The organism is Streptomyces bathyalis (genome assembly GCF_015910445.1).
GTDB classification, from domain to species: Bacteria; Actinomycetota; Actinomycetes; order Streptomycetales; family Streptomycetaceae; genus Streptomyces; species Streptomyces bathyalis.
Genome location: NZ_CP048882.1, coordinates 7,202,006 through 7,224,386 on the forward strand (window position 1 = coordinate 7,202,006; position 22,381 = coordinate 7,224,386).

Annotated in this window: 18 protein-coding genes; 6 read left to right on the forward strand and 12 right to left on the reverse strand. The window is 69.7% G+C overall.

The features are described 5' to 3' along the window. Positions 1–21: 21 nt before the first annotated feature. Together G4Z16_RS31360 and G4Z16_RS31365 are read right to left on the reverse strand one after the other, a co-directional pair. Positions 22–2,802: a glycoside hydrolase family 78 protein gene (locus G4Z16_RS31360; RefSeq protein ID WP_197353931.1), complete on the reverse strand. Its 2,781-nt coding sequence runs from the start codon at positions 2,800–2,802 to the stop codon at positions 22–24. Then, the gene (locus G4Z16_RS31365) at positions 2,799–4,091 is read right to left on the reverse strand and encodes an MFS transporter (protein WP_197353932.1); all 1,293 of its coding nucleotides are present in this window, start codon (positions 4,089–4,091) and stop codon (positions 2,799–2,801) included. The genes G4Z16_RS31360 and G4Z16_RS31365 overlap by 4 nt, the downstream gene beginning before the upstream one ends. Before the next feature lie 473 nt (positions 4,092–4,564). Here G4Z16_RS31365 and G4Z16_RS31370 point away from each other — a divergent pair, with 473 nt between their 5' ends. Further along, the gene (locus tag G4Z16_RS31370) at positions 4,565–5,575 is read left to right on the forward strand and encodes a LacI family DNA-binding transcriptional regulator (protein WP_197355048.1); all 1,011 of its coding nucleotides are present in this window, start codon (positions 4,565–4,567) and stop codon (positions 5,573–5,575) included. Between the two features lie 77 nt (positions 5,576–5,652). Here the strand turns inward: G4Z16_RS31370 and G4Z16_RS31375 are convergent, their stop codons facing one another. The 4 genes from G4Z16_RS31375 to G4Z16_RS31390 form a co-directional block, all read right to left on the reverse strand. Further along, positions 5,653–6,276: a dihydrofolate reductase family protein gene (locus tag G4Z16_RS31375; RefSeq protein WP_197353933.1), complete on the reverse strand. Its 624-nt coding sequence runs from the start codon at positions 6,274–6,276 to the stop codon at positions 5,653–5,655. 551 nt (positions 6,277–6,827) lie between these two features. Continuing rightward, positions 6,828–7,754: an intradiol ring-cleavage dioxygenase gene (locus tag G4Z16_RS31380; protein ID WP_197353934.1), complete on the reverse strand. Its 927-nt coding sequence runs from the start codon at positions 7,752–7,754 to the stop codon at positions 6,828–6,830. After that, positions 7,751–8,806 (reverse strand): maleylacetate reductase, encoded by a 1,056-nt coding sequence (locus G4Z16_RS31385; RefSeq protein ID WP_197355049.1) that lies wholly within the window; start codon positions 8,804–8,806, stop codon positions 7,751–7,753. Before G4Z16_RS31385 ends, G4Z16_RS31380 begins: the two co-directional genes overlap by 4 nt. A 23-nt stretch (positions 8,807–8,829) precedes the next feature. Then, a complete protein-coding gene (locus tag G4Z16_RS31390; RefSeq protein ID WP_197353935.1) occupies positions 8,830–10,044 on the reverse strand; it encodes an FAD-dependent monooxygenase in 1,215 nt (404 codons plus the stop codon). A gap of 143 nt (positions 10,045–10,187) precedes the next feature. On the opposite strand from G4Z16_RS31390, the gene G4Z16_RS31395 reads away from it, so the two are divergent. Both G4Z16_RS31395 and G4Z16_RS31400 read left to right on the forward strand, forming a co-directional pair. Further along, positions 10,188–10,967, forward strand: a complete 780-nt coding sequence (locus tag G4Z16_RS31395; RefSeq protein WP_197353936.1) for an IclR family transcriptional regulator — start codon at positions 10,188–10,190, stop codon at positions 10,965–10,967. Positions 10,968–11,289: 322 nt separating this feature from the next. Then, positions 11,290–11,607 carry a hypothetical protein gene (locus tag G4Z16_RS31400; RefSeq protein WP_197353937.1) on the forward strand — a complete coding sequence of 106 codons (318 nt, stop codon included), beginning with the start codon at positions 11,290–11,292 and terminating at the stop codon, positions 11,605–11,607. Between the two features lie 24 nt (positions 11,608–11,631). Here G4Z16_RS31400 and G4Z16_RS31405 read toward each other — a convergent pair whose 3' ends face one another. The 5 genes from G4Z16_RS31405 to G4Z16_RS31425 are packed head-to-tail and all read right to left on the reverse strand — an operon-like array spanning position 11,632 to position 17,433. Continuing rightward, positions 11,632–13,023 carry an MmgE/PrpD family protein gene (locus tag G4Z16_RS31405; RefSeq protein WP_197353938.1) on the reverse strand — a complete coding sequence of 464 codons (1,392 nt, stop codon included), beginning with the start codon at positions 13,021–13,023 and terminating at the stop codon, positions 11,632–11,634. Continuing rightward, positions 13,020–14,159, reverse strand: coding sequence for an N-methyl-L-tryptophan oxidase (gene solA / locus G4Z16_RS31410; protein ID WP_197353939.1), 1,140 nt, complete (start codon positions 14,157–14,159; stop codon positions 13,020–13,022). The genes G4Z16_RS31405 and solA overlap by 4 nt, the downstream gene beginning before the upstream one ends. Before the next feature lie 30 nt (positions 14,160–14,189). After that, positions 14,190–15,392, reverse strand: a complete 1,203-nt coding sequence (locus G4Z16_RS31415) for a metal-dependent hydrolase family protein (protein WP_197353940.1) — start codon at positions 15,390–15,392, stop codon at positions 14,190–14,192. After that, positions 15,389–16,771 carry an MFS transporter gene (locus G4Z16_RS31420; RefSeq protein WP_197353941.1) on the reverse strand — a complete coding sequence of 461 codons (1,383 nt, stop codon included), beginning with the start codon at positions 16,769–16,771 and terminating at the stop codon, positions 15,389–15,391. Before G4Z16_RS31420 ends, G4Z16_RS31415 begins: the two co-directional genes overlap by 4 nt. A 38-nt stretch (positions 16,772–16,809) precedes the next feature. Next, the gene (locus G4Z16_RS31425) at positions 16,810–17,433 is read right to left on the reverse strand and encodes a helix-turn-helix domain-containing protein (RefSeq protein ID WP_197353942.1); all 624 of its coding nucleotides are present in this window, start codon (positions 17,431–17,433) and stop codon (positions 16,810–16,812) included. Positions 17,434–17,495: 62 nt separating this feature from the next. On the opposite strand from G4Z16_RS31425, the gene G4Z16_RS31430 reads away from it, so the two are divergent. Next, a complete protein-coding gene (locus G4Z16_RS31430) occupies positions 17,496–19,028 on the forward strand; it encodes an aldehyde dehydrogenase family protein (RefSeq protein WP_197353943.1) in 1,533 nt (510 codons plus the stop codon). Beyond that, positions 19,025–20,233, forward strand: coding sequence for an L-2-hydroxyglutarate oxidase (lhgO, locus tag G4Z16_RS31435; RefSeq protein WP_197353944.1), 1,209 nt, complete (start codon positions 19,025–19,027; stop codon positions 20,231–20,233). The genes G4Z16_RS31430 and lhgO overlap by 4 nt, the downstream gene beginning before the upstream one ends. 17 nt (positions 20,234–20,250) lie before the next feature. Here the strand turns inward: lhgO and G4Z16_RS31440 are convergent, their stop codons facing one another. Beyond that, complete coding sequence (locus tag G4Z16_RS31440) at positions 20,251–21,174, reverse strand: GHMP family kinase ATP-binding protein (RefSeq protein WP_246531169.1); 924 nt, start codon at positions 21,172–21,174, stop codon at positions 20,251–20,253. Between the two features lie 415 nt (positions 21,175–21,589). Between G4Z16_RS31440 and G4Z16_RS31445 the strand changes: the two genes are divergently transcribed. Then, positions 21,590–22,372 (forward strand): class I SAM-dependent methyltransferase, encoded by a 783-nt coding sequence (locus G4Z16_RS31445; RefSeq protein ID WP_197353945.1) that lies wholly within the window; start codon positions 21,590–21,592, stop codon positions 22,370–22,372. The last annotated feature ends 9 nt before the right edge of the window (positions 22,373–22,381 follow it).

Below are 22,381 nucleotides of genomic sequence, written 5' to 3' on the forward strand. Positions count from 1 at the left end.
GTGACCAGCCGCGACCTGGAGCTAGCGGAGCAGTTCCTCCAATTCCTGGCAGGCTTGCTCCGCGCGCTCGCCGACGTCCTTGTCCGCCACCAGCCGTGGAAGGCTCGCCGCCGGATGGTCCAAGTACCGGGCGGCTCGGCCGGGCACCTCGGCGGCGTCCCCGACCAGCCTGTTGCCGAGCAGCACCGAGACCGCTTGCGGCCACAGCTCCGCCCTGTCCATGAGCTCGCGCACCGTCCTGGGGGTGGGCTCTTGAGCCGCGGCCGGCTCCGGAACGGTCCATGAGTGCCGGCCATGCCGCGCGACGACCGGCTCCTGTCCCGGCAGATGCACCGTGGCGCTCGTACCGACAGGCACCACCACGTCGAGGGAGAACTGACCGTCCGCGCGCTGCCACGCGACCGAAGCCTCACCGTAGGGCGTCAGATGGCGCGCCGAGGCGTGAGTCAGCGGACGGTGCGGTCGCGGCCTGACCGTGAACTCCCGGTAGCCGGGGGCCGCCGGGGCGAGCCCGGCGACGACGCGATGCATCCAGTCCGCCACCGCACCGAGCGCGTAGTGGTTGAACGACGTCATCTGGCCCGGGTTGATGGAGCCGTCGGGCAGCATGCTGTCCCAGCGTTCCCAGATCGTGGTCGCACCCATGGTCACCGGGTAGAGCCACGACGGGCAGCCCCGCTCCAGCAGCAGGTTGTATGCCAGGTCGAGCCGGCCGGTGGAGGTGAGGGCGTCCGTGATCAGGGGAGTGCCGACGAACCCGGTGCTGATCCGGAACCCGTTCACGCGCACGAGATCCGCGAGCCGCCGGGCCGCGGTCTGCCGCTGTGACTCCTCGGGCAGCAGCGCCCATTCGAGGGCGAGCGCGTAGACCGTGGGTGCATCACTGAGTACGCGCCCCGAACTGGTCACGTATTCGCGGGCGAAGGCCTCCCGGGTGCGAGCGGCCAGCGATGCGTAGTGACCGGCTTCGGTCTCGCGTCCCAGCACCCGTGCCGTCTCGGCGACGATCTCCGCGGACCGGGCGAGGTGTGCCGTGGCCACGACGTCCGCGTCGGCCTTCGCTGCGAACGGGTCGTCCGGTGGGGCGGTGGGGTCGAGCCAGTCGCCGAACTGGAACCCTCCGACGCACACGCCGTCCTTCGTCAGCGACGCGATCTTCTCCACCCAGGCGCACATGCTGCTGAACTGCCGCGCGAGGATTCCGGCGTCGCCATAGCGCTGATGGAGCACCCACGGGACGACGGTCGACGCGTCGCCCCATGCGGCCGCCGTGGGGTTCTCCTTGGTCACCGACTCCCGGGGGTTCCGCAGGTCCGGTATCACCCATGGCACGGAACCGTCCGGAAGCTGGTCCGCGGCGAGGTCGCCGAGCCAGGACTCCAGGAAGCCCGCGGTGTCGAAGAGAAAGCTCGCGGTGGGGGCGAAGACCTGGATGTCGCCGGTCCAGCCGAGACGCTCGTCCCGCTGCGGACAGTCCGTGGGGATGTCGAGGAAGTTGCCGCGGGTGCTCCACACGACGTTCTCGTGGAACTGCTCCAGGTCCGGCTCCGAACAGGAGAACCAACCGGTGCGCCGCAGCTGCGTGCCCACGACGACCGCCTCCACGTCGGCCTCCCGGAGTTCGGGAACGCCGGAGACCTCGGCGTAACGGAAGCCGTGAAACGTCAGGTTCGGTTCGAGCACCGCTTCGTCGTCGTCCGCGAGCACGTAGCTGTCTGTGGCCCGCGCGGTGCGCAGCGGACGGACACCGAGTTCGCCGTTCTCCAGAACCTCCGCGTGGCGGACGGTGATCTCCTCACCCGCCTTCGTTCCACGCACCTGGAGCCGCACCCAGCCGACCAGGTTCTGCCCGAAGTCCACCAGCGTCCGGCCGGACGGTGACCGGAAGACCCGGGTGGCGGGCACTACTTGGGTGACCCGTACCGGTGGTCCCGTGGGTGCGACGAGCAGGCCCAGGTCGGCGTCGACGACCTCCACGCTGTCCACGCGGGACTCCCGCGCACGCAGATCGGTTCGCTGGCCGTCGTACAACTCGTTGTCGATGATCCCGCTCTCGTGGGCGGTCCACGTCTCGTCGGTGCCGATGACCTCGCGTGAGCCGTCCCGATAGACCACCTCCAGCTGGGCGCACAACGACAGCCGGTCTCCGTAGACCGCCCGCCGGCCACCTCCCAAGCCCATCCGGCCTCGGTACCAGCCGTTGCCCAGCAGCACCTCGAGCGCGTTCTCGCCCTCGCCCACCAGGTCAGTGACGTCGAAGGTCTGGTACCGCAGCCGATGGTGGTAGCTCGTCCAGCCGGGTGCGAGGACGTGATCGCCCACCGGGCTGCCGTTGAGCTTCGCCGCGTAGACGCCGTGTGCCGTGGCGTACAGGCGGGCGGATGCGATGCCGGGTCGGAGGAGAGCCGTCCCCGTCAGCACTGGCGCCGGTTCTCCGAGACCGCCGATGGTCGCCGGGCTGATGAACCGGCCGGTCCAGTCGCCGGGTTGGAGCAGACCGGTCTCCACGGTGGACGGGGCGCTGAACTCCGTCCACTGATCGCCGGATGCCGCACGCACCCGGACGGATGCCTGCGTACGGGAGGGCAGCGGGTCGAACGGCCAGGGGACCAGGATCTGTTCGGGCGAGTCGACGCGGACGGTCGTCGCGCCGTTCAGTTCCACCTCGTACGCGGTCTGACGCCACGCCGGGTCGTCCGTGCTGGTCTGCCAGGACAGACGTGGCGCCGGTGTGCCGATGCCGAGGGCCGAGTCGAGGTGCTCGAACCGGACGGGGTTGATGACAACGGACTGCGCACTCATACGGTCGCACGCTCCGATTCGATCTGCTCGAGTGACTTGCCCGAGGTGTCGGGCATGAAGAAGTAGCCCACGGTGCCGCTGATGACGAGGAACACCACGAGCAGCCCCGCGACGGGCTCGATCCCGGTGGTGGCGAGGACGGGGACGAAGAAGCTCCAGATCCCGAGCACGACCCGGGCGGTGCCGAAGGTGAGCCCCTGGGCGGTGCCGCGCAGGATGGTCGGGAACAGCTCCTGGCTGAAGACCTTGTACATCGCCTCACCGGCAAGAGCGGCACCCACGGCCCAGAACACCAGATTGCCGATGATCACCGGGATGTTGAACGGCAGGAAGAGATAGATCGCGAACGCGATGATCTCCATCGACGCCCCGATGCCCCACATGCGCTTGCGCGTGGCGTGGGACCGGTCGGCCAGCCGCATGAAGAGCACCACCGTCGCCACCATGCCGAGGAAGAAGCCCAGCGCGGTGAGTCCCACGCTGACCGCCTGGGAGCCGGCATTGAGCGACTTGATGATGTACGGGTTGAAGGTTCCCTTCGTGCCGGCAGCGAGGTTCCAGAACGTGTAGATGGACAGCGTCCACAGCAGCGCCTGCAGATTCGCGCCGCGGAACAGGCTGCGCAGTTCGTGCCGGGACGTGGTCCGGGATGCGGACGCCTGCTGCCACCGGGGCGATTCGGTCAGACCTTGGCGCATGGCCCAGGTGACGATCGCGACCACTACCAGGTGAAGGAACACGATGCGGATGCCGAGCAGCTCCAGGGGAGCGAGCGCGAAGGCGAGCAGCAGCACGATCAACGGTCCCGCGTTCCAGGCGACTTGGGTGAAGCCGAGCAGCTTGCCGCGGGCCTTCGCAGGCGAGAACTCGCCCACCAGCGCCAGTGACGCGGGGACGTCCGCCCCTACTGCGACGCCGACGATGAACGTACCGATGAACAGCATCGGGGCGTTGAACGACAGCGCGATCAACAGCGCGCCTGCCGCGTACACCAGCAGGTCGTACTTGTAGATGCGCTTGCGGCCGAGCTTGTCTCCCAACCGTCCGCCGATGAACGCACCGAGCGCGCAGCCGATCGCGTTCGGGCCGATGGCGGCGAGCGCGCCGACGGCGCTGCTGCTCAGGCCGAGTTCGGACTGGAAGAGGGCAAAGCCTGCACTGAGCGCGACGATGGAGCCGGCGTCGATGTACGACGCCATGCCGGCCAGAATCGCCCACTTCCACTGCTGGCGCGTGATCGTTCCGCTGTCGTCCGCCGTACCGACGCCGACCGCTTCGGAGGATGCCATGGCGGTCTCCTAGTCCTCGCCGAGGCTGGGTATTGAAACGTATTTAGCGCGGCACCGTAGCTCTCAGCTCAGGGAGTTACAACACCTGGAGCAGGTCGAATCGAATCGTTTCAATGGATGGACGCCTATGAGGGCGCTGCCGGGTCCGGGGCAGGCCCGCCGCAGACGGGGGCCCGAGGGTGCGCCGGGAAGGCCGTGCCGGCGTGCGTGGCCGGCCACGGGTTGGCGGCCTCGCTCGCCGTTGCCACCGGACCTCGCGTCGCTGGAGGGGCCCGTCCGGTGAGAGCGCCATGGCAGGCGCACATGCAGCACTGCGACCGAGGTGACGTGCGGAAACGCCCGGCTGGTGCGCATTGGTAGGCCAGACTGCGTGCAGGATAAAACGTTTTATGCAGCGTAGGCTGGGGTGCGCGGGATACGCGGCCAGGGAGGAACGCACACCAGTGGCAGCCGTCGAAGGCGGGAAGACCGGCATGGTCAGCATCAAGGACGTCGCGCGGGAAGCCGGCGTCTCCATCGGCACCGTCTCGAATGCGCTGAACAGGCCCGACCGTGTCTCGGCCGACACCCGTTCACGTGTGCTGCAGGCTGTGGACGAACTCGGTTACGTGCGCAGCGAGTCCGCACGCCAGCTCCGCGTCGGACAGAGCCGCATCCTGGCGCTGCTGGTCCTCGACATCGGCAACCCGTTCTTCGCCGACGTCGCGCGGGGAGTGGAACAGGCCGCCCGGGCCGAGGGCTTGGGCGTCATGCTGTGCAACAGCGAGCACGACGAGACGGCCGAGGCGCTGTACCTGTCCCTGTTCGCCGAACAGCGCGTGCGGGGCGTGCTCATCACGCCCGCGGACCTGTCCGGGAAGAACATCAAGTCCCTCCAGCGCAACGGCATTCCGTACGTCTTCGTGGACCGGGTGGTCGCCGCCGACGAGGCGTGCTCCGTGTCGGTGGACGACGTATCGGGCGGGGAGCTGGCAGTACGCCACCTGATCGAGGCCGGGCACACCTCCCTTGCCTATGTCACCGGCCCCCTGCACCTCGCACAGTGCGAGGACCGGCTGGGCGGAGCGCTGAAGGCACTCAGCGACGCGGGACTCCCGCGGGAGGACCTGACGGTCCTGGAGCAGGGCGCGGACGACGTGGCGTCCGGCCGCGACGCCGGCTCGCGCTTCCTCGGCCTGCACTCACGGCCCACCGCGATCTTCTGCTCCAACGACCTGCTCGCCCTTGGGGTGCTGCAGACCCTGTTCGCTGCGGGAGTGCGTGTGCCCGAGGACGTCTCGATCGTGGGCTACGACGACATCGAGTTCGCCGAGGCCGCCGCGGTTCCGCTGACATCGGTGCGTCAGCCTGCGGTTCGCATGGGCCGGACCGCGGCCGAGTTGCTGCTCCACGAGACGAGTGGCGATCCCGGACACGAGCACCAGCGCATCGCGTTCCAGCCCGAACTCTTCGTGCGGCGTTCGACGTTGCCCCGCCGGCGATGACGTCCCAGACGGGTACCGGCCGCTCCGCGATCCGGTTCAAGCTGAAGCCCCGGTGGCAGCCACGCCGCGGCATCTGCTCAGGAGTGCCCGCCGGCCCCGTACGTCCCGAAGTCGGGCAGCCCTGCGCACTCGTAGACCTGGGCCGTGACGCCGCTCGGTGTCGTCTCGGAGCTCAGCAGCTTGAGCCCGGCCGGAGCGCCGCTGTCCGGGAACAGCCGCCGGCCGCTGCCGACCACCGCCGGCGCGATCATCAGCCGCAGTTCGTCGACCAGTCCCGCGTCCAGCAGTGACGCGCCAAGGCGGGCGCTGCCGTGGATCTGCAGTTCCCGTCCGGGCTGCCGCTTCAATGCGGCGACCTCGGCCGGTGCGTCCCCGGAGAGGATCGTGGTGGGCTCCCAGTCGGCCTTGGTCAGGCTGCGGGAGGCCACGTACTTCGGCAGGCCGTTGAGCTTGGTGGCGACGGGGTCGTCCGGGTCGTTCATCTTCGGCCAGTCCCGCGCGAAGTTGACATAGGTGCGGCGCCCGAACAGGAACGCGTCCACCTCGCCGAGCCAGCCCGTGACGATCCGCACGAACTCCTCGTCCAGGTGCGGCACGAGCCAGCCTCCCCGCGTGAACCCGTCGCTCGTGTCCTCCTCCGGGGACCCCGGACCCTGCGCCACGCCGTCCAGCGACAGGAACTCCTGCAGAATCAGCCTCACGGTGCACTGCCCTTCCTCGGCCCGGGACGCCTGCCGCCCCGGCCGAGTGGAGACCGCGTGACGCGCAAGAACTCATCGCCCATCCCGGCGGCCGCCCTGCGGGAGGCGCGATGCGTGAACACCGGGCAAGGATCTCCCGCTCGCACCGCGGGAGTTGACGCGAGCTGGTGGCGTCGTTGCCGCTGCGCGCGTGCCGGCTGAACTCACGTGCCGCCTCGATCGGCATCCCGGTACGCCGCAGTGCGAACCAGAACGTCGAGCAGCCCGAGCGCGTCATTGCCGAAGAGGCGCCGGCCACCCGCGTCGCGGGCAGTTCGCCCACGGGTCCTCGGGCAGTCGGACATGAAGAAATCCTCATGCCGGTCTCACCGTGCCTTCAGCCAGGTGTACGAGAACTGATGCATGTGCCGCCAGTGAACGACGGCTGCGGCCGCCGCCGATACCTGCCGCCGGGCGGCGGCGCCCTCAACGCCGTCGCGGTCGCGGCGCCGTCGTCCTCGCACGGGGCGAATCGGGAAGCGCGAGCGGGCGGGCGCGACCCATGGTTGCCGTCAGTGCGGGGGCTCCTCCTGCGGAGCAGCACCGGAAGGGGCGAGCACGATGTCGAACCGGACCTTCGACCAGGTGCCGTCGAGGGCGCGGCCGTCGGGGGGAGGCGTTCCGGCGGGCAGGCGCTCGAAGTCCTTGATCAGCGACTTCCTCACGCCGAACACGGCGTCGGATTCCAGCAGTTCGTCGCCGCGCACGAAGATGTGGGTGACCAGGGTGCGGTAGCCCTCGGCGATCACCATGAAGTGCAGGTGGGAGGCGCGCATGGGGGAGCGTCCGGCGGCTGTGAGCATCTCTCCCACCGGCCCGTCGTGCGGGATCGGGTACGGCGTCGGCGTGATGGCCCAGAACCGGTACTCGCCGTCCGGCCCGGTGAACAGGTGGGCCCGTCCCGCGGTGCGGCCGTCGCCGTACTGCACGTCGTAGAAGCCGTCGGCGTCCGCCTCCCACACCTCGATACGGGCACCGGGGACCGCGTTGCCGTCGGTGTCCCGGACTGTTCCCTCCACCCAGCACGGCTCGCCGGATGCCTCGCCCGCCATGTCACCGCCGAGCCGGATCAGGGGAGCGTCCTCGACGAAGAACGGTCCGAACACGGTCGCCTCGGTGGCGTCGCCGTACGCCTGGTTGTTGACCGTGATCGTCTGCATCGATGCGCCGAGGGTGTCGGACAGCAGGACGAACTCCTGCCGCTTGCCGTCGGTGATCCGGCCGACCCGGGTGAGGAACTCGATGGCCTTCTGCCATTCCTCTTCCGTGAGCCTCACGTCGCGGATGAACGCGTGCAGGTGCCGTACCAGCCCTTGCAGCAGCTCCTTGAGCCGCGGGTCGGCGCAGGCGTCGTACGAGCGCAGCACCCTCTCGAGGAGTTCCTCCTCGCGACGTGCCTGCTCGGAGCCGGTGTCGGGTGAGGCGTCGCTGTGGGTCATCGGGGCTCGGCTCCTTCCCAGGCCGCCCGCAGCAGGGCAGTAAGGCGGTCGGTGGTCACGGGGCGGGGATTTCCTGCGGGGACGGCGCCCCGCACGGCCTCGACAGCGGCCGGGATGCCCTCCTCGGGCATGCCATGGTCACGCAGGGCGGCCGGGGCGTTCACCTCGGCGCGCAGCCGGGTCAGCCCGCCGAGTGCGGTGTCGCTGCCGAACGCCTCAGCGATCCGCTGCTCGGCCTCCGGTGCGGCGGGAGCGTTGAAGGCCAGCACGTGAGGCAGCACCACCGCGTGCGTCTGCGCGTGCGGCAGGTCGAACATCCCGCCCAGCACGTGGCAGATCTTGTGGTGCAGGCCCGAGCCTGCCGACGCGAATGCGACCGCGGCCAAGTAGGCGCCGTAGAGCGTGTGTTCACGTCCCGTCAGCCCCGTCGGGTCCGTGACCACCTGCGGTAGGCCGATGCGCAGTGCCCGGATCGCCTCGGCGGCCAGTGCACGGTCGACGGGGTCGGCCCGTGGGCCCCACATCGAGTCCACGCAGTGCGCGAGCGCATTGAGACCGGAGGCGACGCTGAGGTCCACGGGAAGTGTGATCATGAGCGAGGGGTCGTAGACGATCGCGCGAGGGAGCACACGGTCGTCGACGCCCGTGGTCTTGTGGTCGTTCTGCGTGAGCCCCCAGACGTTGGTGGCCTCGGAGCCTGCGTACGTCGTGGGCACCGCCAGGATCGGCAGCCCTGTGGTCAGCGCGACCGCCTTGGCCAGTCCGGTCGTCGACCCGCCTCCGACGCACACCAGCGCGTCGGCCTCGTGTGCGCTCGCGGCGGCACGGGCGCGCTCGGCGACCGGCAGCGGCACGTGCATGGCGACATCGTGGTGCCAGTGCGTGACCGGCAGGCCCGCGGCGATCCGGCCCGCGAGTTCCCGCTCTGCGGCCGAAGCGATCACCATCACCCGGGAGGCGCCGAGGGCGGTGACCTCCTCGGCGAGCGCCGTCGCCGCCTCGCCGGAGGCGAACCGGACTCGCTGCGGGAGGTTGGTGTGCTCGAACTGCATCCGCTCGTACGGGCGTTGGGGAGTCATCGCGTGCCGGTGCTTTCTGCGAGGGCGTCGTCGGGGTCGTAACCGTAGATCCAGCCGTTCGCCACCAGCGGATCCGCGTCGGCGAAGGACCTGTCGCGGGCCTGCTGTTCGGGTCCGTCCGGCAGGTGGTTGACGAGGGACCGCGCGTGGCTGTCTTCCTGAAGTCGTGTGGTCCGGGGAATTCGCAGCTTCTCGTAGCGCAGCAGAGCCCGGGGCGGATCACCGAGGTCGTCGGCAAGGCAGCGGGAGAGGACGGCGGCGTCCTCGATGGCTTGAGCCGCCCCCTGCGCGAAGAAGGGGAACATCGGGTGGGCCGCGTCGCCGAGGAGGGTGACGGGGCCCTTGCTCCAGCGCCGCAGCGGTGCCCGGTCCAGGAGGGCCCAGCGTCCGGGCGTTCCGGCTGCACTGATGAGTTCGGTGAGCGCCGGATCCCAGGTGCCGAACTCGCCCAGGAACTCTTCCACTGTCGCGGTCGCGGTCCAGGACTCGACGTTGAAATCGCCCGCTGGAGCGAACGCGACGAGGTTCACCGACCGTCCGGCCGAGACGGGATAGTGCACCAGGTGGCGGCCGGGCCCGATCCAGAGCGTCTGGGCGTTGCGCCGGGCGAAGGCCGGGGCTCTCCCGGACGGCACGAGGGCGCGGAAGGCGCAGATTCCCGAGCAGGCGGCGGGCGAGGGTTCAGCGATCGCGGCGCGTACGACGGAGTGGATCCCGTCCGCTCCGATCACGACGTCCTTCTCGGCCGTCCCACCGTCGGCGAAGCGGAGCACGGGCCGGTCCCCGCCGTGAACGCGAAGACCGACGCAGCGCTTGCCGAGACGGACGCTGCCGTCGGGGACGGCTGATCGCAGGGCCTCCAGCAGGTCGGCGCGATGCGCGGTGTAGGTCTGCTCGCCGTACAGGTGCTCGCACGCCGAGGCGAGGTCCTCGGCCGACAGCACCGTGCCGTCCTGCCAGCGGCGGAACTCCCAGCCGACGTCGAGTCGCACGGCGTGGCGCTGGAACTGGTCCAGTACGCCGAGCCGGCGGAGCAGCCGCGCCGAGTTCGGCGCCACCACCAGTCCCGCTCCCATCGCCCTGAACTCCGGCGCCTGTTCGTAGACCGTGGTCGCGATCCCCTCCCGATGGAGGAAGGCGGCGGTCGCGAGGCCGCCGATCCCGCCTCCCAGAATCGCGATCCGCGGGCTTCGCGCACCTGCCTCGACCATCTGCTCCTGCTCCGCTTCCGCTCGGCATCCAGGCACCGGTGGAGATATGTTGCCTGACCACGCCGCTCCAGCAGGATGGGGTGTTCATCCAATGGACATGCCTGGCGGGTGCCGCCGCCCGACGGACGAGGAGGCTGCACACCATGCCTCGAACGCGCGAACCCGGGAGAACCGTCAGCTCCCGCCTGCTGGAGATCCTTTTCGCCTTCCGGGCCGACCACCCCGACCTGAGCCTGGCCGATCTCGTGCGCATCACCGGCATCCCGCACGCCACCGTTCGGCGACTGGCCCTGGAACTGGTCGACGTGGGCGCCCTGGAACGCCGAGAGGACGGACGGTTCACCGTCGGGCTGCGGCTCTGGCAACTGGGGACGCTGGCGCCCCTGACCGAGTCGCTGCGGACCCTGGCCCAGCCCTTCATGGAGGACCTCCACAGCGCACTGCACCAGCACGTACAGCTGGCCGTCCTCGAAGGACATGAGGCAGTGATCATCGAACGGCTCTCCGCGCCGCACGCGCCGGCCCTGGTGTCGCGGGTCGGCGGACGGCTCCCGCTCCACTGTTCCGGCGTCGGGAAAGTGCTGCTGAGCCACGGCGGGCCGGAGCTGATCGAGAGCGTTCTGAGTGGCGGACTGCACCGCCATACCTCGCGGACCGTGGTCGACCCCGCGGAGCTGCGCAACGAGATCGCTGCGTGCCGCCGGACCGGAACCGCCGCCGTTCGTGGGGAGCTGACCGGGGAAGCCGACTCGGTGGCCGCTCGCATCGTCGACGGCCATGGCCGGGTCGTCGCGGCCCTGTCGGTCGTGCTCCGGGCGGGTTCGGTCAACCATCAAGCCGCGCTGGCAGCAGTGCTGGCGAGCGGCTTCGGGATCTCACGGCAGCTCGGTTGGCGACCGGGCATCCGGGTCCGGGAAGGCTGACGTCGGCTGACGTGTGCGCGTGCCCTACCGCGGACCGCCTGGCGGGCGGAGAGCAAGGCGGGCAAGCCCTCGGCGCCGCCCGAGGCGGTCGCGGCTGCGTGACACCTGCTCCGTGAGGGCCCAGCTGCCCTGTTGCGCGGGGTCCGGATCCGGTACGGCGTCGTCGAGCGAACACCCGGCCTGCGAGGAGGGACACGAGAGGGCCTGGCCGCAGACCTGTGAAGAAACCGCAGAAGCCCCGCTCGCGGTGGAGCACCGCGATATGCGCGCCGCTACAGTGAGGCCGCCATCGCTCAACTGCCCTGTCACGGGAGGCCCTTGCGTGTTGATGCAGCTTCTGGTCATCTGCGCATGGGTGGTCTATCTCCTGGGTTTCCTGCTTCTGCTGGCCGTTCTCGAACGCTTCCGCAGCAGGAGGACCCTGATCCGCCTCATCCTGTGCACGGCCAGCCTCATCACCAGCGCCCTCATGCTGTGGGGGGCCACAGAGGCTGACGTGCCCGACAGCTACGCCGACACATCACTGACGCGCCTGCTCGATACCGCCGCAGGCTGGCTCCACAACGTGCTCGTGGTCACGGCCCTCGCCGTGTTCGTCATCGCCGCGATACGGGGTCACAGCCGGTTCCGCACCCGCTGACGTTCTGGGCCTGGCCCGGTGGGGTCACTCCGGCAGGATCGTGGCGAGGTCCGTGACGCGGTCGAGGTCCAGGATTCCCTCGATCAGCTTTCTCGTTGCCGCACGGCCCCATGCAGGTTCCAGGAGAGCGGTGCACTTGACCATCAAGTCGTCGTCGGTGAACGGGTCTTCGGGAGCGCCCCAGACGGGATCGGCCACCGCCACCTCGACAACCTTGCCGGAGCGGGTGCGGAACACGACGCGGGACGGCATCTGCCCGTGGTGGAACGACGCGTCCATCTCCTCGTCGTGATGCACAGCGATGCGCGCGGCGACACCGAGGACCGCCGGATCGGTGAGGTCCGACTCCTTCAGCCCACGCCCCGGCGACCGTTCCACAAGCTCCAGCGCCAGCAGGTACGGAAGGCTGAACTGGGCGTCGACGATGTCCTCCGGAGCCGGGTTCGTGAAGTTCGACGCCAGTTCCCGGAACGTATGGACCTCGACCCGCTCGATGTCCGCTAGCGGGGGCAGTTCGCCGCTGCGCCGCAACTGCCTGACGCAGTCGAGGGCGGAGTGCGTCCACCGGCACGACGCGTACGGCTTGATCCGCGTCGCCCCGAGGCGGAATTCCTCGCCGAGGCCGGCGGTCAGGAGTTCGGCGTCGAACCGGTCCGAGCCCGCCATCGTCCAGAAGCCGTGATCTCCGTCCAGCACCGTCCGGCTGCTGCGGAAGCCGTCGCGGGCCAGCAGCGCCCCGAGTACGCCTCCCATGGCGGCCCACCCGTAGTTGTTCTTCGTCCACGAAAGAGGCCGGTCCTCCGGCTCCAGGCCGATCTTGCGAACGCTCGGCACCGGAGCGTTGAAGGCTGCCGCACCGAGGGCGTGGCGGGTCGTCTCGGTGTCGAGGCCGAGCAGGCTGGCAGCGGCCGCCGCGGAACCCAGGGTCTGCCACGTGGCGAACCCCCAGACCTGGCGCAGCCGTTCGGGACTCGGGAAGGCCGCTTCGGCCACCCGGATCGCAACCTCGTATCCGACCGCGACCGCGGCGAGGACGTCCCGTCCGTGAGCCGACACCTTCTCCGCCACGGCGAACGACGGCGGGACGGCCGTCGCGCCGGGGTGGAGGAAGGTCTTGTAGGTGTCGTCGAAGTCGAGCGCGTTCGCGCAGGCCGCGTTGACGTAGGAGGCGGCCAGGACCGAGACGTGTTCGCCCGATCCCAGGACACGAGCCGCCCGCTCGGAGCCCAGGCCGGAGACGACGCTGCCCTGGATCCGGGATGCCGCCGTGCTCAAGCCGCCCACGGCGTTGGCGACCCCGTCCAGGATCAGCCGCTTCAACTGCTCGACGGTGGCGGAAGCGAGGTCCTCGAACCGCGCTTCGGAGACAAAGCGCGCGATCTCGCCGGTCGCGTCGGGTGACATGCTGCCGGTCACCGGTGGCTCCCGCGCGTGGCGAACCGCTCCGGTCGCATGAACGCGATCTCGGGAACGGCCTCACCGACGGCGAGGCGTGCGACCGCGTCCCCGACGGCGGGGGCGAACTTGAAGCCGCGTCCGGAGTAGGCGCCGGCGAGCACGATGTTCGGGGTCTGCGGGTGGTGTCCGGTGATCCCGTGACCGTCGCTGGAGTACAGGTCCGTGAAGCCGGCGGACCGCACCGGATCGGGGTGGAGGCCCGAGACGTGGGCTCGCAACAGCTCCACCATCCGCGCGAGTTCGACGGGATCGTGGCGGCGCTCGAACCTGTCGGGGTCGTCGATGTCCGTGGGCCGCAGCCCGCACACCTTCACTGATGCGTGGTCCGCGGTGGGGGCACCGTAGAGGAAGTCGCTCCCGCTCTGGCGGGTGAAGACGGGAAACACTTCGGGCTCGAAGTCCTGGACGGACTTCGGAGCGAACCAGGTCAGCAGGACCCTCTTGGGACTCACGCTGTGTGCCGGCGGTGAGGGCAGCAACGGCGGAGCCCACGAGCCCAGGGCGAGGATCGCCGTGCGCACCCTCCAAGTGGACCCCTCGGCCTCGATGACGACGCCGTCACGCGTCGGCTCGACCCGTTCCACGCGGTGATAGCGGAGGATGCGCGCACCCAGGGACTCCGCCCGTGCTGCGGCCGTGACGACCGCCTGCTCACTCCTGAGGAATCCCGCCTCCGGGTCGAAGTACGCCAACTCGCCTTCATCCAGGACGTGTTGGGGGTACTTCTCTGCCATCTCCGCCTGCTGGAGAATCTGGAGCTTCAGGCCGTAGCTGCTCGCCGACTCGGCGACCTGCTGCATGGAAGCGTCCTGGGGGCGGCCGATGCTCAGACCGCCGCACTGGACCAGGAGCTGCGTCGCCGTCTGCTCGGACAGCTCCCGCCACAGCCCGAGTGACTGCTTCAGCAGCGGGACGTACTGGGCGCCCTCCATGTAGGCGAGGCGGAAGAGCCGTGTGTTGCCGCCGGCGGCGCCCCGGTCGTGTCCCGGTGCGAACCGCTCGAACCCGATGGCCTCCACGCCGAGTTCGGCCAGCCGCCACATCGTCATGCTGCCGATCGTCCCGACGCCGATCACGGCGACGTCTGCGTCCATGTCTGCTGTCTCCTTCCGGAAGGACGGGCCTCACGCACCGACGACGACGCGACCGCCCAGCATGACCAGCGCCACGTCGCGGACGGCTTGGATCTCCGCCATGGGGTTGCCCCGCACGGCCACGAGGTCGGCGGCGTGTCCCTCGGTCAACTGGCCCACCGTGTCGGCAAGTCCGATCACCTCCGCCGCGGCGGCCGTCGCAGCATGCAGGGCCTGGGCCGGTGAGAGTCCTGCCTCGACCATCAGTTGCATCTCCTGCGCAACGGCCCCGTGAGGGTTTCCCGGGGCGCCGGAGTCGGTGCCCACGGCGATCGTGACGCCGTGCTCGGCGGCCACGCGGCAGGCCTCGAGCGACTTCGTCCGGATCTCCGCGGCCTTGGTGGTGATGGGCGAGCCGGGCTGGTCCGCGTAGGCGCTGTGTATCGCGTCGAAGACACACAACGTGGGTACCAGCGCGACACCTTGCTGCCGCATCCGCTGTGCGGTGTGCGCGTCCAGCAGCGATCCGTGCTCGATGCTGTCGACACCCACGTCGAGCAGCATGTCGATCACCACGGGCGAGTAGGCGTGCGCCGCCACGAGACAACCCGCCTTGTGCGCCTCCTCGACGGCCACCTCCACCTCGGCGCGCGAGAGTTGGGGCTCCTCAGGGCGCTCGTTCTCCCCGTAGACCCCGCCGGACGCGATGAGTTTGATCGCCCGGGCGCCGTGCTTGATCTCTGAACGGACGGCGGCGCGCACCGCGTCGGGCCCGTCGGCCTCGTGGCAGAGGTACCAGCCGTGGCCACCGGTCATGGCGATCGCCCGGCCGCAGGGGATCACACGCGGACCAGGCACCTCGCCCTCCGCGATGGCCTGCGCGAGCGGCACGGAGAGAGCACCGGTCGCTCCGAGATCCCGGACGGTGGTCTCTCCAGCTCGGAGGTGCTGCACGGCGTGCGAGGCGGCGCGCAGGACGGTCCGTTCCGGCGTCTCGAGCGCGACCCGGTCCTGGGGAGCGGGGGAGGCGTCCCACACGAGGTGAGTGTGCGTGTCGATGAGACCCGGCAGGAGCGTGCAGTCCCCGAGGTCGACGTCGACCTGCCGTTGAGCCGCGCTCGTCCCGCTCTCGACGCTCACGATCACGCCGTCCTCGACGGTGACCACGGTTTCGGTGAGCTCCTGGCTCCCGTCGAAGGCCCGTGCGGCACGAAGGGCCGTCCTGCCCACGCCACTTGAACGCCCCGGCGTCATCGGATCACCTCGGGGGAGGTGAGCAGCGCGGCCTCACGGTCCCGGGCGGCGCGGTACTCCCGCGGGAGCCACGCCGCGACGACCGCGATCGCGATCAGCGTCACGGCCATGGCGTACACCGGCGCCGCGTAGGGGGTGTCGAACTCGCTGGCGAGGAACGTGGCGACGAAGGCCGCCGTGCCGGCGAAGACGACATAGGCGAGCCCGTACGCGACGGCCGAGCCGCTGAACCGGACCCTGGCAGGGAACAGTTCGACCTGGACGAGCGTGTAGGCGACCACCAGCATGCCTTCGCACAGGGCCAGCAGCGACTGTCCGAGGAGAGCTGTCGTCCAGGTGCCGTACTCGAAGAGCATGAACGCCGGGATGTTCATCAGCAGGAACCCGACCATGCCGGCGAGCAGCATGCGCGGGGGACCGACCCGGTAGAGGTAGATGCCCACGACGGGTGCGACGAACGCAAGCACCAGTTCGGCGATCGCCGCCGTGCCGAGCGCGGCGCTGCCGGACATACCCGAGTTCACCTGCAGGTGGTTCGGGATGTAGGACAGCATCATGTAGTAGTTGACGCCCTGCGCCGCCGCGGCCCAGAAGAGGATGAGCACGGCCCTGCGGTGGGTGCGCAGCGCTTCCAGGACCGGCGCCCGGCTGATCTGCTTGGACTCCTCGGCGCGCTTGAACGCCTTGGTCTCGCTCAGCCTCAGCCGCATGTAGAGGCCCGAGAGGCCCAGCGGCAACGAGATCAGGAACGGAATCCGCCACCCCCAGTCCTGCATCGCGTCCGGGCTGAGCACCGAATTGAGGAGCACGCCCACACCGGCGGCGCAGGCGATGCCCAGACCGACGGTGGAGATGATCGAACTCGCGTACAGGCCCCGGCGGTTGACGGGCGCGTGCTCGACGACGAACGTCGATGCGCCGTTGAACTCGGCACCGGCGGAGAGCCCCTGCGCGAGTCGGCACACCACCAGCAGCACCGGCGCCCACAGGCCTATCGAAGCCTGCGTCGGCAGCAACCCGACGGTGGCGGTCGCCACGGTCATCAGCAGGATGATCGCCGAGAGCGTTCCTCGCCGCCCCAGCCTGTCGCCGAAGTGACCGAACAGGACACCGCCGAAGGGCCGTGAGACGAACGCGACGCCGAGGATCGCGAATGTGGCGAGCAGGTCTGTGACCTGGTCACCGCTGGCGAAGAACGCGGCCCCGATCTGGGGAGCCAGGAAGCCGTAGACGGCGAAGTCGTACCACTCCAGGAAGTTGCCGATGCTCGTGGCGGAGAGCACGCGCGCGGCTTCGGCGGGGCGCGTGGAATCGGTGTCGAGGGACTTCGCCGGTTCGGGTCCTGCCGGTCGGGTCTGGTGGGTCTCGTCGGTGCTCATGGCATGTGTTCCTTCTCGGGATGGAAGGGCCGGGGTGATCAGGGGCTGCGCGGCGCCGGGTCGCTGGAGGACTCGTTGCGTTCGCCGGCAGCCAGGACGGGCGCGCACAGCCAGTGGATGCGCGAGCGCTCGTTGGTGTGGTTGGAGATCCGGTGGGGGGTTTCCGAGGCGTAGGAGATGCTGTCGCCCGCCTTGAGGATGTGGGGGTCGTCCCCCAGCTGGATGGTGACCTCGTGGTCGAGGACGACGACCGTCTCGATCAGCCCGGCGTGCGAGTACGGGTCGCCGGTGTTGGCCGTCGGGTCGAACGTGGCGTCGTAGAGCGCGAGGGGGCTGTAACTCGACGGTGTGATCAGGTACTTCGTGATGCCCTCGCGTGTGACGAGCGGTTCGCGCGTCGCCATCCGCACGGGCCTTACGCCCGCCTCGGTGGAGGCGAAGAGATCCGACACGTGTATGTCGAGCACGTCGCACAGCCGTTGCAGCACGGCGATGCTCGCATTGCACTTCCCGCGCTCGAGCTGGCTCACGAAGCTGGCGCTGACTCCGGCCCCGAGCGCGGTCTTCCTGACGGACAGGCGGCGCGCTTCCCGGAAGGCCTGGAGGCGCGCGCCGACCTGGTGGGGAGCGCCGTCACGGTCGGTGGTGGTCTCGGCGGACATCGAGCTTCTGACTCCTCACTCTCACTGGACAGGTGTTCAGTGCGGCTGTACGTTACGACAGCATGGCAGACATCACAAGGGCTTCGACCCCCACGGTCGAGCGAGGCCGGGATCCACGGACCGGCCACGTGACGTGCACGTTCGCGGTGACGCCACGCGAGCGGGTGGACGAAGCACTCGGTGCGGCGAGCGCTGCCGCACGAGCTGTCGGCTCGACGAGGCCCACCACCCGCGCCCGTTGGCTGCATGGCATCGCGGACGCGCTGGAGGAGCCGGACACGGCTGACGATCTGGTCGCCGTCGCCGACCGCGAAACAGCTCTGGGCCCGGCTCGTCTGGCCGCAGAACTGGCACGCACCGCCGGGCAGTTGCGCTTCTACGCCGACGTCGCGAGCGAGGGCTCCTATCTCGGGGTCACGATCGACCGCGCAACGGCGGCCGGGCCGGACCTGGCCCGCACCCGGATTCCGCTCGGTCCTGTCGCGGTCTTCGGAGCCAGCAACTTCCCGCTGGCGTTCGGAGTTCTGGGCAACGACACCGCCTCCGCACTCGCGGCCGGGTGCCCCGTGGTGGTGAAGGGCCATCCGGCGCACCCCGCGCTGAGCGCACGGCTCGCCCAACTCGCCACGCGCGTCCTGGAACGGGCCGGTGCGCCCGCCGGTGCCTTCGCGCTCGTCACCGGCTTCGATTCCGGGACCGTCCTGGTGCGCTCACCGCACATATCCGCGGTGGCGTTCACCGGGTCGCAGAAAGGGGGCCAGCACCTTTGGCGCCTCGCCAACGAACGCGACGTCGTGATCCCCGTGTTCGCCGAGATGGGGACCGTGAACCCGGTGGTTCTCACCCCGGCCGGCGCCGCGCGCAAGGCTGAAGTCGCCGCCGGCTTCGTCGACTCGTTCACCGGCGGCGCCGGCCAGTTCTGTACGAAGCCCGGTCTGCTCTTCGCGCCGTCCGGGTCGGAATTCGCTGCCGACGCGGCGCGTGCGCTCGGGAGTTGCGCACCCCGAGCGTGGTGCCTGACCGAGCAGATCGCCGCCTCGGCAGCTACAGGCGTGACCGAGCTGGTCGAGGCCGGGGCGACCGTCGTCTCACAGGTGGCGGGCCCCGCGCACGGCTGGTCGGTCGCGTCGACCCTGCTGGCCGCACCGATCGGTGCCGTGCGGCCAGGCAGTCGCCTCCTCGACGAGTGCTTCGGACCGGTCGCGCTGGTGGTCGAGTACGACGACATGCCGGAACTGCTCACAGTGATGACCGGCCTTCAGGGAGCCCTGGCCGCCTGCGTGATGTCGGGCGGTGAGCGGGACCCCGACGTCGGCCCGCTGCTCGAAGCCGTCACGCCTCTGGTCGGCCGGGTCGTGGTCGACGGATGGCCGACCGGCGTCGCCACCGCATGGGGACAGCAGCACGGCGGGCCCTGGCCGGCAACCACGGTGCCCGCGTCGACCTCGATCGGCGCGGCCGCCCTCGACCGGTTCACCCGCCCGGTCACCTACCAGGGGGCACCCGATGCCGCGCTGCCCCCGCCGGTGCAGTCGGGGAACCCCTGGTCCCTGCCACGACGCGTGGACGGAGTGGTGGAGGCGGGAGGCCGGTGAGCCACACGAAGAAGCGTGCAGCCGTCGTCGGTGGCGGCATCGTCGGAGTGTCGGTCGCCCGCCAACTCGCCCGGGAGGCCGATGGGTTCGAGGTCACCCTGTTCGAGAAGGAGGACCGGCTGGCCGCCCACCAGACGGGACACAACAGCGGTGTCGTGCACGCCGGCCTCTATTACGAGCCGGGGAGCCTCAAGGCCACCCTCTGCAGGAGGGGAGTCGGCCTGCTGCGAGAGGCCGTGCGGGAGCACCGGATCCCCTACGAGGAGTGCGGCAAGATCGTCGTCGCACTCGACGAGAAACAAGCATCCCGCCTCGACGACATCCATGCCCGTGCCACAGCCAACGGCGTCCCAGGCGTTCGCTTGATCGACCGTGACGAGATCACCCAACTCGAGCCGCACGCGCAGGGAATCCGTGCACTGCACTCGCCGCACACCGCGATCGTCGACTACGCGGCGCTCACGGCCGCGCTGTCGGAGGATCTCCGCGCGGCCGGTGGCTCCGTACGGCTTGGCGAAGAGGTCACGGCCCTGGAGCGGCACGGACGAGCGGTCCGCCTCACGGCAGGCTCACTGACCGAGGAGTTCGATCTCGTGATCGCTTGCGCCGGTCTCCACTCCGACCGCCTGGCACGTACCGCAGGGGAACCCGACGAGCCGCGGATCGTGCCCTTCTACGGCGACTACTTCCTGATGCACGCGAGCAAGAGCCACCTGGTCAACGGGCTCATCTATCCGGTGCCCGACCCCCGCTACCCGTTCCTGGGTGTCCACCTCACCAAGCGGATCGACGGCGCAGTTCTGCTGGGCCCCAACGCCTTTCTGTCATCGGGACGGGAGGTCTACGAAGGCCGGCGGTTCGTTCCCCGAGACGTGCGGGAAGCTCTCGGGTTCGCCGGATTCTGGCGGTTCGCAGCCCGCAATCTCCCGGCGGCCGCCCGCGAGGCGCGTACCGCCCTCAGCTCGCGGCGCTTCGTCGCCGAGGCGCGGAAGTACGTTCCGGCCCTCGCCCACCACGACGTCACGCGCGGGCCGCGGGGCATCCGCGCACAGGCGATGGACGGCCGCGGCGCCCTGGTCGACGACTTCGTCATTTCGGGGACCGAGCACATCGTGCACGTGCGCAACGCGCCGTCGCCGGGGGCGACTTCGGCTCTCGCCATCGCGGAGCACATCGTGCGGGAGGCTGTGCGGCGCCGGTCCTGATCGTGAGGCCCGGTGCGTCACCCGTTGAGTCTCAACCAGGGCGAGTCCCAGGCAGGCAGAAGGGAATTGACGGGCCGGGCAGGCACGCCGGGGAAGCTGAGAGTCCGGTACACGGCGACGTTGCCGGCCAGATCGGCGCATGCTCGGGCGGCTGCTGTGGCTCTCCGCGTGCAGGAGGAGTCACGGGCGTCCAGAAGAACTCCGAGAGTTGTGCCGCTGTGCCCGATGGCCACGCCGAGGCCGCCGACGTCCCGGCAGATCTTCAGCATCGGCTCCAGCGACCGCTTGTATCGGAGCGACTGATTCATCAGGGCGCTCCGGGTCGCGACTGTGCCAACTTCTTCCAGGTCGTGTCGCGGGATGGCGTCGGCGAGCCTGTCCAGCAGCCGGGCGTACTCGCAACTCTCCGCCGTGGAGAAGCCCTTGGGGGTGCGGTTGAAGTCGACGGTGTCCACACCGCCGCCCTCATCGATGCCCACCACGGTCATGGCCGGAAGGGACCCCAGGATCGCCCGGAGCCGTACCGTGCGATGGTGGAACGCGACGATCGCCGGGTAGAGCACGCCGTCGGTCGGCTCGATCCGCGCCAGCAGTCGTTCGATCCTGGCGGGCGGCATGGGCGTGTTCAGGGCGTTCGACACCGCTCGGGCAGTCGCGACCAGGTCGGCCGAGGAACTGGCCAGCCCTTTGCCCTCGGGGATCACACTGCTCAGGGTCAGGACTCCTCCGACAGGCCCCGGAACCTCCTCGGCGATCATGCGGGTGAGTTGAAGAGCCTTCTCCTTGTGGGAGGGACGCACGGCGATCTCGTCGGCTTCGGGATCCTGCCGGAACGTGGCCATGCTCCAACGGGCGACGGGCAGCGTGACCAAGAAGTCACCGCCCTCCTCCGGCAGCGCACCCTGTAGCAGTTCGCCGAAGGTGCCAAATGCCGTCCCCACTCCGGTTGTTGTCCCTTGTCGCGGTGTCACATCGCGGGACAGCTGCACGTCTTCCACTCCTCATCCTTCTTCGCCGGCCGACTGAAGTCACTTGGGAGGGCGGGCGCTTGCCGAGCACCCCGCCGTGCGGTGCTGCCGCCGCGGCCGCCTGTCCGTCGCGCCTGGCTGCGTCCTCGGCTCGGTGTGATCCAGGGGCCGCCGGGTCGTCGCGATCGCCAGGCTACTCCAAGTGCTCTTGACAATCATTTCCATTTAACGAATGCTGCGCTGGACGCAGGCAGTCGTTCGGATGCAGCCGTCTCCCACTCGTGGGGCGAAGGCCGGGCCGGAGGAGCGACAACGACGTATTGGAAGCACTGCGCCGCAGTGCAGTCGGCTGCGTCGGTCCCACGAGAAGAACTCAGCAGGAGGAGCCATGCGCGAGCACGGCCGCAGGAACACAGCACTCTTCGCCGACGACCCGGCTGAGGCCAGGGCATGGGCACTCCACGAGAGCCTCCCGGACACGCTGCCCGCAGACGAGATCATCGCCCTCAACACGCCCAAGGCGGACCTTCACACGCAACGCCCTTACGTCTACAGGGACTGGACGTTCGATCTGCCTCCCGGTGTCTTCATGCCGGGGGAGACGAGCCGGATGATCCACGACCGGGTACTGGACGGGACCATCCCCGTCAGCGGGAGGTGCTACGGGGCCATGGGTGTCGGCCTGGGAGTCGAAGCCGTTGTCGCCGGGCTCCAAGGGGCGAGGGAGATCCACGCGTTGGACATCGACCCCGCGAGCGTGCGGGCGATGACGGAGCACTACGAGCGAATCGTGGGGGAGCGGCCCGGAACGGTCTTCATCCCTCTGGTCTCCGACCTGTTCGAAAGGGTCCCCGACGGCGCGCGATTCGACGTCGTCACCTTCAACCCGCCTGCTGTGACGCAGCAAGTGAGCGACGACCCGACCGTCGTGCGGAACGTGTGCGTCGGGACGGACATCGCAGTGCGGTTCTTCGATCAGATCGTGCAGCGGGATCTGCTGGCGGACGAGGGCGAGATCTACTTCATCGTCTCCAACACCTCCGAGCTACGGGACATCGTCGCGTACGCGATCGAATCCGGGTTCCTTCCAGAGGTGATCCACCATCAGACGTGGGACACGGACGATGTGCAGACCTTCCTGTTCAAGCTGCGCCGAAGCGCAGCGGCCTGACCGGCGCTG

Excerpts from the sequence above, each read along its gene's own strand:
- G4Z16_RS31430 (WP_197353943.1), top strand. The coding sequence starts at position 17,496 with ATGGCAGACATCACAAGGGCTTCGACCCCCACGGTCGAGCGAGGCCGG.
- G4Z16_RS31445 (WP_197353945.1), top strand. The coding sequence starts at position 21,590 with ATGCGCGAGCACGGCCGCAGGAACACAGCACTCTTCGCCGACGACCCG.
- G4Z16_RS31395 (WP_197353936.1), top strand. The coding sequence starts at position 10,188 with ATGCCTCGAACGCGCGAACCCGGGAGAACCGTCAGCTCCCGCCTGCTG.
- G4Z16_RS31365 (WP_197353932.1), bottom strand. The coding sequence starts at position 4,091 with ATGGCATCCTCCGAAGCGGTCGGCGTCGGTACGGCGGACGACAGCGGA.
- G4Z16_RS31390 (WP_197353935.1), bottom strand. The coding sequence starts at position 10,044 with ATGGTCGAGGCAGGTGCGCGAAGCCCGCGGATCGCGATTCTGGGAGGC.
- G4Z16_RS31370 (WP_197355048.1), top strand. The coding sequence starts at position 4,565 with ATGGTCAGCATCAAGGACGTCGCGCGGGAAGCCGGCGTCTCCATCGGC.
- G4Z16_RS31415 (WP_197353940.1), bottom strand. The coding sequence starts at position 15,392 with ATGACGCCGGGGCGTTCAAGTGGCGTGGGCAGGACGGCCCTTCGTGCC.
- G4Z16_RS31420 (WP_197353941.1), bottom strand. The coding sequence starts at position 16,771 with ATGAGCACCGACGAGACCCACCAGACCCGACCGGCAGGACCCGAACCG.
- G4Z16_RS31425 (WP_197353942.1), bottom strand. The coding sequence starts at position 17,433 with ATGTCCGCCGAGACCACCACCGACCGTGACGGCGCTCCCCACCAGGTC.
- G4Z16_RS31360 (WP_197353931.1), bottom strand. The coding sequence starts at position 2,802 with ATGAGTGCGCAGTCCGTTGTCATCAACCCCGTCCGGTTCGAGCACCTC.
- solA (WP_197353939.1), bottom strand. The coding sequence starts at position 14,159 with ATGGACGCAGACGTCGCCGTGATCGGCGTCGGGACGATCGGCAGCATG.
- G4Z16_RS31385 (WP_197355049.1), bottom strand. The coding sequence starts at position 8,806 with ATGCAGTTCGAGCACACCAACCTCCCGCAGCGAGTCCGGTTCGCCTCC.
- G4Z16_RS31380 (WP_197353934.1), bottom strand. The coding sequence starts at position 7,754 with ATGACCCACAGCGACGCCTCACCCGACACCGGCTCCGAGCAGGCACGT.